At 72.8% G+C, this 6,522-nt stretch carries 7 protein-coding genes and 1 pseudogene; 5 read left to right on the forward strand and 3 right to left on the reverse strand.

Annotated elements, in window-relative coordinates:
- Nucleotides 1-374 (forward strand): annotated as a pseudogene (locus tag ABD211_RS08645) (polyprenol phosphomannose-dependent alpha 1,6 mannosyltransferase MptB); the annotation flags it as partial.
- On the opposite strand, the gene ABD211_RS08650 reads toward ABD211_RS08645, so the two are convergent.
- Together ABD211_RS08650 and ABD211_RS08655 are read right to left on the reverse strand one after the other, a co-directional pair.
- Complete coding sequence (locus tag ABD211_RS08650; protein ID WP_344128145.1) at nucleotides 343-711, reverse strand: Rv2175c family DNA-binding protein; 369 nt, start codon at nucleotides 709-711, stop codon at nucleotides 343-345. The pseudogene ABD211_RS08645 and the gene ABD211_RS08650 overlap by 32 nt on opposite strands.
- A 149-nt stretch (nucleotides 712-860) precedes the next feature.
- Entirely contained in the window at nucleotides 861-1,502 is a 642-nt protein-coding gene (locus tag ABD211_RS08655; protein WP_344128134.1) for a hypothetical protein, read from the reverse strand.
- Between the two features lie 28 nt (nucleotides 1,503-1,530).
- On the opposite strand from ABD211_RS08655, the gene ABD211_RS08660 reads away from it, so the two are divergent.
- The 4 genes from ABD211_RS08660 to bfr all read left to right on the forward strand — a co-directional run bounded on the left by ABD211_RS08660 (nucleotide 1,531) and on the right by bfr (nucleotide 5,222).
- Nucleotides 1,531-3,501: a Stk1 family PASTA domain-containing Ser/Thr kinase gene (locus tag ABD211_RS08660; protein WP_344128136.1), complete on the forward strand. Its 1,971-nt coding sequence runs from the start codon at nucleotides 1,531-1,533 to the stop codon at nucleotides 3,499-3,501.
- Nucleotides 3,502-3,527: 26 nt separating this feature from the next.
- The gene (locus ABD211_RS08665) at nucleotides 3,528-4,412 is read left to right on the forward strand and encodes a deoxyribonuclease IV (protein ID WP_425560381.1); all 885 of its coding nucleotides are present in this window, start codon (nucleotides 3,528-3,530) and stop codon (nucleotides 4,410-4,412) included.
- Nucleotides 4,413-4,497: 85 nt separating this feature from the next.
- Complete coding sequence (locus ABD211_RS08670; RefSeq protein WP_344128140.1) at nucleotides 4,498-4,686, forward strand: (2Fe-2S)-binding protein; 189 nt, start codon at nucleotides 4,498-4,500, stop codon at nucleotides 4,684-4,686.
- Nucleotides 4,687-4,739: 53 nt separating this feature from the next.
- Nucleotides 4,740-5,222, forward strand: a complete 483-nt coding sequence (gene bfr, locus ABD211_RS08675) for a bacterioferritin (protein ID WP_344128142.1) — start codon at nucleotides 4,740-4,742, stop codon at nucleotides 5,220-5,222.
- On the opposite strand, the gene ABD211_RS08680 is transcribed toward bfr, so the two are convergent.
- Entirely contained in the window at nucleotides 5,197-6,345 is a 1,149-nt protein-coding gene (locus ABD211_RS08680) for a serine hydrolase domain-containing protein (RefSeq protein ID WP_344128144.1), read from the reverse strand. The genes bfr and ABD211_RS08680 overlap by 26 nt on opposite strands.
- Nucleotides 6,346-6,522 lie beyond the last annotated feature (177 nt).

The raw sequence follows: 6,522 nt of genomic DNA on the forward strand, positions 1-6,522 counted from the left end.
TCGTGCGGGCGCTCGCCCTGGTCGCGCTCGCCGGGTTCGGCGCCGCCACGTGGTGGCGGTCGTCGGCGACGGCGACGGCACGCGCGGCGGTGCGCGGCGCGGGGCTGGCCTTCGCGGCGTTGGCGCTGCTCGGGCCGGTCTTCTACCCCTGGTACGCGCTGCCGGCGCTGGCGCTGTTGGCCGTCTCGACGGCGCCCGGCCGTGCCCGCGACGCTGTCGCGGGCATCGCCACGGCGTTGGCGTTCCTCATCCTGCCCAACGGCGCCGGCCTGGCCGCGCGCACGAAGCTGCCCGGGGCCCTGCTGGTGACTGTCGGCCTGGCCGTCGCGGCCTGGCGTCGACCTAGAAGCCGAGGGCCTGCGCGCGGCGCTTGACCTCGGTGGCGCGGTCGCCCGAAAGGGCCACCGCCGGGGTGCCCGGAAGGCTGGTATCCGGCGTGTAGAGCCACCGCAACGCTTCGGCGTCGTTGTACCCAGCGTCGTGCAGCAGGGTCAGAACTCCCGGGAGGTGCTTGAGGACGTTGCGCCCAGCCACCAGCTCCGCCGGAATCCGCAGGACGCCCTCGCGCCGCACCGCGATGAGCGCGCCGTCGCGGATCATCTGGTGCACCTTGGTGATCGGCACGTCGAGCCGCTCCGCCACGTCGGGCAGGTCGAGCCAACCGGAAGGTTCCTCGGGCAGGTCCTGCACGGACGACGGCGTCTCGCGCAGGCGGGTGCCGGGTTGCGAATCACTCACCCTGACAGCCTGCCATGAAACGGGCTACGTGCACTATCTCGGACGCCAAATTCAGCCGCGATGTCCCCACCCCACACGGAAAGGCACGCCGTGAGTGCATACAGCGCCCGCCGCCGGGGCAGTCACGCGAACCGGCGACCCGGCCGGCACGCCCCAGGCCCGGCCCTGCGACCCGGCCGACCGGCGCTCGACGCCGACACCGGCGCGTTCGAGCGGGTGCCCGGGCGCCGGACCGCGATCGTCGGCGTCGGCCTGCTGGTGACCAGCGGCGCCGTCGGCACGTTCCTCGCCGCGATCAGCCTGGCCGCCACCCGTACGGACGACCCGTCGGAGCAGTCGCTGCCGCACGACCCGCCGTCGGCCGCCGCGCCCGCCGGCGCGGTCGAGCCGCCGACCGCCGACCCGGTGTCGGCCAGCCCGCTCGCGCCCCCGACGCCGACCACACCACCGCCGTCGTCGAGCGCGACCGCGCGGGTCGGCCCGGTGCCCGCGACAGCCACGGCGACGCGGTCCGCGACCAGCAGCCTGCGACCGCGCAACCCGGTCCCGGCGCCGGCGCCCGGTTCGCCGGAATCCTCCTGCCCGACGTGCGACGACGACCCCTGGCCGCCGTGGCGGGGCGGCACCTCAGCGGCGCCGTCGGGGTCCGCGTCCCCGAGCCCGACGCCCAGCCCGACCCCGACGGATGCCCACGCTCCGGACAGCTCGTCCACGGCGCCGAGGGAGCGGTTGATATTGCCGACCCAGAGCCTGCAGCTGATCACGGCGGTTCCCCACTAGACTGCCCACACGATGGACACGATGGTCGCCGATCCCCTCAACGGGGCCCTGCTCGACGGGCGCTACCGCATTCGCGGTCGCGTGGCCCGTGGTGGCATGGCGACCGTGTACCACGCCACGGACGAACGGCTGGAACGCACGGTCGCCATCAAGATCATTCACCCGTCGTACGCCCGGGACAACCGCTTCCTGGCACGCTTCGCCGACGAGGCGAAGACGATCGCCCGGCTCACCCACCCTAACGTGGTGGCGGTCTACGACCAGGGCGTCCACGACGGCATGCCGTATCTGGTCATGGAGTACGTGCGCGGTCGCACGCTGCGCGACCTGCTCTCCGAGCGGCGCCGGCTCAGCCCGGCCGAGGCGCTGGCCGTGCTCGAGCAGATGCTCGCCGCCATCGCCACGGCGCACCGCGCCGGCCTCGTGCACCGCGACGTCAAGCCCGAGAACGTGCTGGTCGCCGCGCCGCCGAACGGCTCGGGCAACCTGGTCGACGCGGTCGTCAAGGTGGCCGACTTCGGCCTCGCCCGCGCCGTGGAGGCCTCCGCCGAGGACCAGCAGGGCCAGCTCATGGCCACGGTGGCGTACGTGGCGCCCGAGCTGGTCACGGGCGGCCACGTCGACTCCCGCGCCGACGTCTACTCCGCCGGCATCGTGCTGTTCGAGATGCTCACGGGCCGCGTTCCCTATGACGGCGAGCGGCCCGTCGATGTCGCCTGGCAGCACGTCGACCGGGACGTCCCGGCCCCGTCCAAGCTGGTCGCCGGCCTGCCGCCGCTCGTGGACGAGCTGGTGGCCCGAGCCACCCGGCGCGACCCGGGCGGGCGCCCGATGGACGCCGGCGCCATGCTCGCCGAGGTCATCTCGGCGCGCGAGGACCTGGGCACACTGAACACCCACACGCACGTGTTCGCGCAGCCCACCATGGAGATCGCCTCGGTCGACCCGCGCCCCAACTGGGCCCGGTTGCCGGGCGGCGGCGCTGCCGCCGGCGCGGCGCGGACCGTGCCGCGCGCCCAGCGGTCCCGCCAGGGCGGCGGCCGCCCGGCGATCCTCGACGACCTGCGCGCCCGCGTCGGCCGGCTCACCGCCACGGACCACAACCGCCGCAAGCTGCTCGCCTCGCTCGTCGCGATCGGCGTGGTCGTGCTCATCGGCGGCTACTGGCTGGCCATCGGCCGCTACGTCGACGCCCCCTCGCTGCTCACCCTCAGCCAGACCAACGCCGCCGCCGAGGCGAAGCGGCTCGGCTTCGGCATGAAGCTCGGGCAGGGCATCTTCAGCGACACGGTGCCCAAGGACACGGTGCTCAAGCAGGACCCCGCCCCGGGCAACCGGCTGGCCCGCGGCGGCGACATCACGGTGTTCCTCTCGCTCGGCCCTGAGCTGTACCCGGTCCCGGAGATCGCCGGCCAGCTCGCCAGCGTGGGCGTCGAGACGGCCAAGGAGCACTTCAAGGTCCAGCAGGTCAGCGACTACTCCGACACCCTGCCCAAGGGCTACATCATCAGCACCGACCCGGCGGCCGGCACGCAACTGCCGCCCGGCTCGACGCTCAAGGTGATCGTCAGCAAGGGCGACTTCCCGTTGCGCGTGCCCACCGTGGTCGGCAAGAACGTCAACGAGGCACGGGCCATCCTGGAAGGCGCCGGCCTGGTGGTCGGCAAGGTCGAGTACGTCGACAACGAGACCCGACCGCACGACGAGGTGCTCGAACAGGACCCGGCCCAGGGCGCCGGCGCCGTGAAGGGCACGAAGGTCAACCTGAAGCTCAGCAACGGCCCGCCCGGCTTCCCCATGCCCGACGTCAACAACTGGAACTGCGGCGACGCCAAGCGCGAGCTCGAACGGCTGCAACTGCAGGTCCAGGTGCAGTCGGAGGGCTTCTTCGGGGAGAACGGCAACGTGCGCGGCCAGCAGCCCGCCGCGGGTCAGCCCGTGTCCGCCGGCCAGCAGGTCGTGATCCAGTGCCGGCTGTTCTGACCGACGCGACCCCCGCCCGCGCGAAGCTGCTCGGCGCGCACGCCTCCGTGGGCGGGGGTCTGGCCCTCAAGGGCCTGCCGTACGTGGACGGCGCGGGCGCCGGGGCCGTGCAGGTCTACGTGTCCAACTCGCGCGGCTGGGCGCTGCCCGACGGCGACCCGGAGCAGGACGAGCTGTTCCTGGCCGGCTGCACCGAGCGCGCCATCCCGTCGTACATTCACGCGTCGCTGCTGGTCAACCTCGGTTCGCCGACCGAGGAGACCGTGACCCGCTCGGCGGAGACGCTCGCCCACGCGCTGCGCCGCGCCACGGCGATCGGCGCGCGCGGGGTGGTTTTCCACGCGGGCAGCGCGGTCACCGACGGGTACGCCGCGACGGCCCTGCGCCAGGTGCGCGACGTGCTGCTCCCCCTGCTCGACACGTCGGCGGCCGAGGACGGCCCGCGGCTGCTCGTGGAGCCGAGCGCCGGCGGGGGGCGCTCGCTCGCGTCGAAGGTGACCGACCTCGCCGACTACCTCGACGCGGTGGACGGCCACCCGGCGCTCGGCGTCTGCTTCGACACCTGCCACGCCTGGGCGGCGGGCCACGACCTGGCCGCCGAGGGCGGCATGACGGAGACCCTCGACGCCCTGGTGGAGACGGTCGGCGCCGGGCGGCTGGCGCTGGTGCACGCGAACGACTCGAAGGACGCGTGCGGCTCGACCCGCGACCGGCACGAGACGATCGGCGCCGGCACGATCGGCCAGGCGGCGTTCGCGGAGCTGCTCGCGCACCCGGCCGTCGCGGGCGTACCGGTGATCGTGGAGACCCCGACCACCGGTCACGCCGGGCATGCCGCGGACATCGCGACCCTGGCGCGGCTGCGCGCGCTTTCGGCCACGGCGGAGCCGGTGTCCGATAAGTCACTGTGACGGTTGTCACATGACTTGCGTTGACCTGCGGTTTTAGGTGACCCTTACTGAGGTTTGCCTAACCGTTGCGTCCCACCGGAGTGCCATGTACGTCTGCATCTGCCAGCGGGTCAAGGAGTGCGATGTCCGCTCCGCGATCCGGTGTGGCGCACGCTCCGAGGAGTCGGTCGGCGAGGCCTGCGGCGCCGGCACGAACTGCGGCATGTGCCTGGACCGGATCTGCGACATGATCGACGAGGAGTCGGCGGACACGCTCGCCACTATTGGCGCATAGGCACCAAATCGGGCATAGGCTGATCCCCGCCTGTTACCGAGGGGGTCACCGCCATGCAGGGCGACGCGCGCGTCATCGAGTTCCTCAACGAGCAGCTCACCGCCGAACTCACCGCGATCAACCAGTACTTCCTGCACGCCAAGATGCAGGAGAACCTGGGCTACACGACGCTCGCCGCGTACACCAGGCACGAGTCGATCGACGAGATGCGCCACGCGGAGATCCTCACCGACCGCGTGCTCTTCCTCGAGGGCCTGCCGAACTACCAGAAGCTGTTCCCGCTGCGCATCGGCGAGACGGTGAAGGAGATGTTCGAGTGCGATATGAAGATCGAGGTCGAGGCCGTCGACCGGCTCCGCCGGGGCATCGAGTACATGCGCTCGATCGGTGACGTCACCTCAGCCACCATCTTCGAGACGATCCTGGCCGACGAGGAGACCCACGTGGACTACCTCGAGACCCAGCTGAACCTCATCGAGGCCCTCGGCGAGAAGCTCTACCTGCAGAACGTCACGAAGCACCCCGACGCTTCGTGACCGCGGCCTGGATGAGCGCGCGCAGGTCCTCCATCGGATCGTCGGCAGGGCTGAACGCCATCCGGTTCTTCGTCGCCGCGACCGACAGCCCCAGCTCCGGGAAGCCGTAGGCCAGGCTGCCGCCGCTGCCCGACGCACCGAACCAGATCCCACTGCGGCGCCCGCCTCGAGCGGTTCGTCCGCCGCCGATGTCGTAGCCCAGGCCGGTGTGTCCGGGCTGCCCGAACACCCAGTCGGGCCCGGTCGTGACCGGGGCCGTGGCGGTGCGCAGCCGGTCCGGCGGGAGCAGGCGCACCCCGTCGACCTCCCCGATCAGCGCTGCGAACAGCCGCGCGGCCGCGCGCGCCGTCACCGTGCCGACCGCCGGCACGTCAGCGCCCAACACGTCGCGGTTGTTGCCGATCGCCGCGTCGGGCCGCACGCCCGGCGGCGCCACCCGGTCGAGGTGGGGCAACTGCCCGGCCATCGCCTCAAGCGCCGCGGACCAGTTCCGCTCGTCCAGGTGCGCGACCCGGTCCAGCTGATCGTCGGGCACCCCGAAGAGCAGTTCCCCGGGTACGCCCAGCGGCGCCGCGATCTCGGTCGCCAGCACGTCGGACACCCGCCGCCCGGTGGTCCGCCGCACGGTCTCCCCCACCAGCCACCCGTACGTCCACGCGTGGTAGCCGTGGGCCGTGCCCGGCTCCCACTCGGGCCTCGCGTCCGCGATGATCGCGCACATCCGGTCCCAGTCCGCGAAGTCCTCCGGCCGGATGTCGGCGGGCAGCGCGGGGACGCCGGCGGCATGGGTGAGCGCGTGCCGCAGCGTCGTGGCGCCCTTGCCGTGCCGGGCGTACTCCGGCCACACGTCGGCGATCCGCAGGTCGTAGTCGAGCTGGTGCCGTTCGGCCAGCACGTGCACGACGGTGGCGAGCAGGCCCTTGCCGACCGAGAAACTGAAGATCGGTGTGTCGGCGGTCAGCAGCCGCCCGGAACGCGCGTCGGCGACCCCGGCGACGGCGTCGATGATCGGCTCCCCGTCGAGGTACGCCGCCACCTGGACGCCCGCCTCGTCGCCCGACGCGACCAGCTTGTCGATCGTGGTCCGGACCGTCGCCGCGAGGTCGTTCCATTGCTCGGACACGGTTGTCCAGCCTGCCACAGCGTGTCGGTCGACGCGGCCGGTTTTCGCCCCGGCCCACTATGCTGCGGAACGCCACGGCATCGGGGAGGCGGCATGTCCACAAGGGTCAGTCGACCGGCGATCCTCGCCGCGGTCGGCGCGACGATCGCGGCGGCGGCGGTGCTGGCCATCCTGGCG

Origin of the sequence: Luedemannella flava (assembly GCF_039528515.1) — a bacterium.
GTDB classification, from domain to species: Bacteria; Actinomycetota; Actinomycetes; order Mycobacteriales; family Micromonosporaceae; genus Luedemannella; species Luedemannella flava.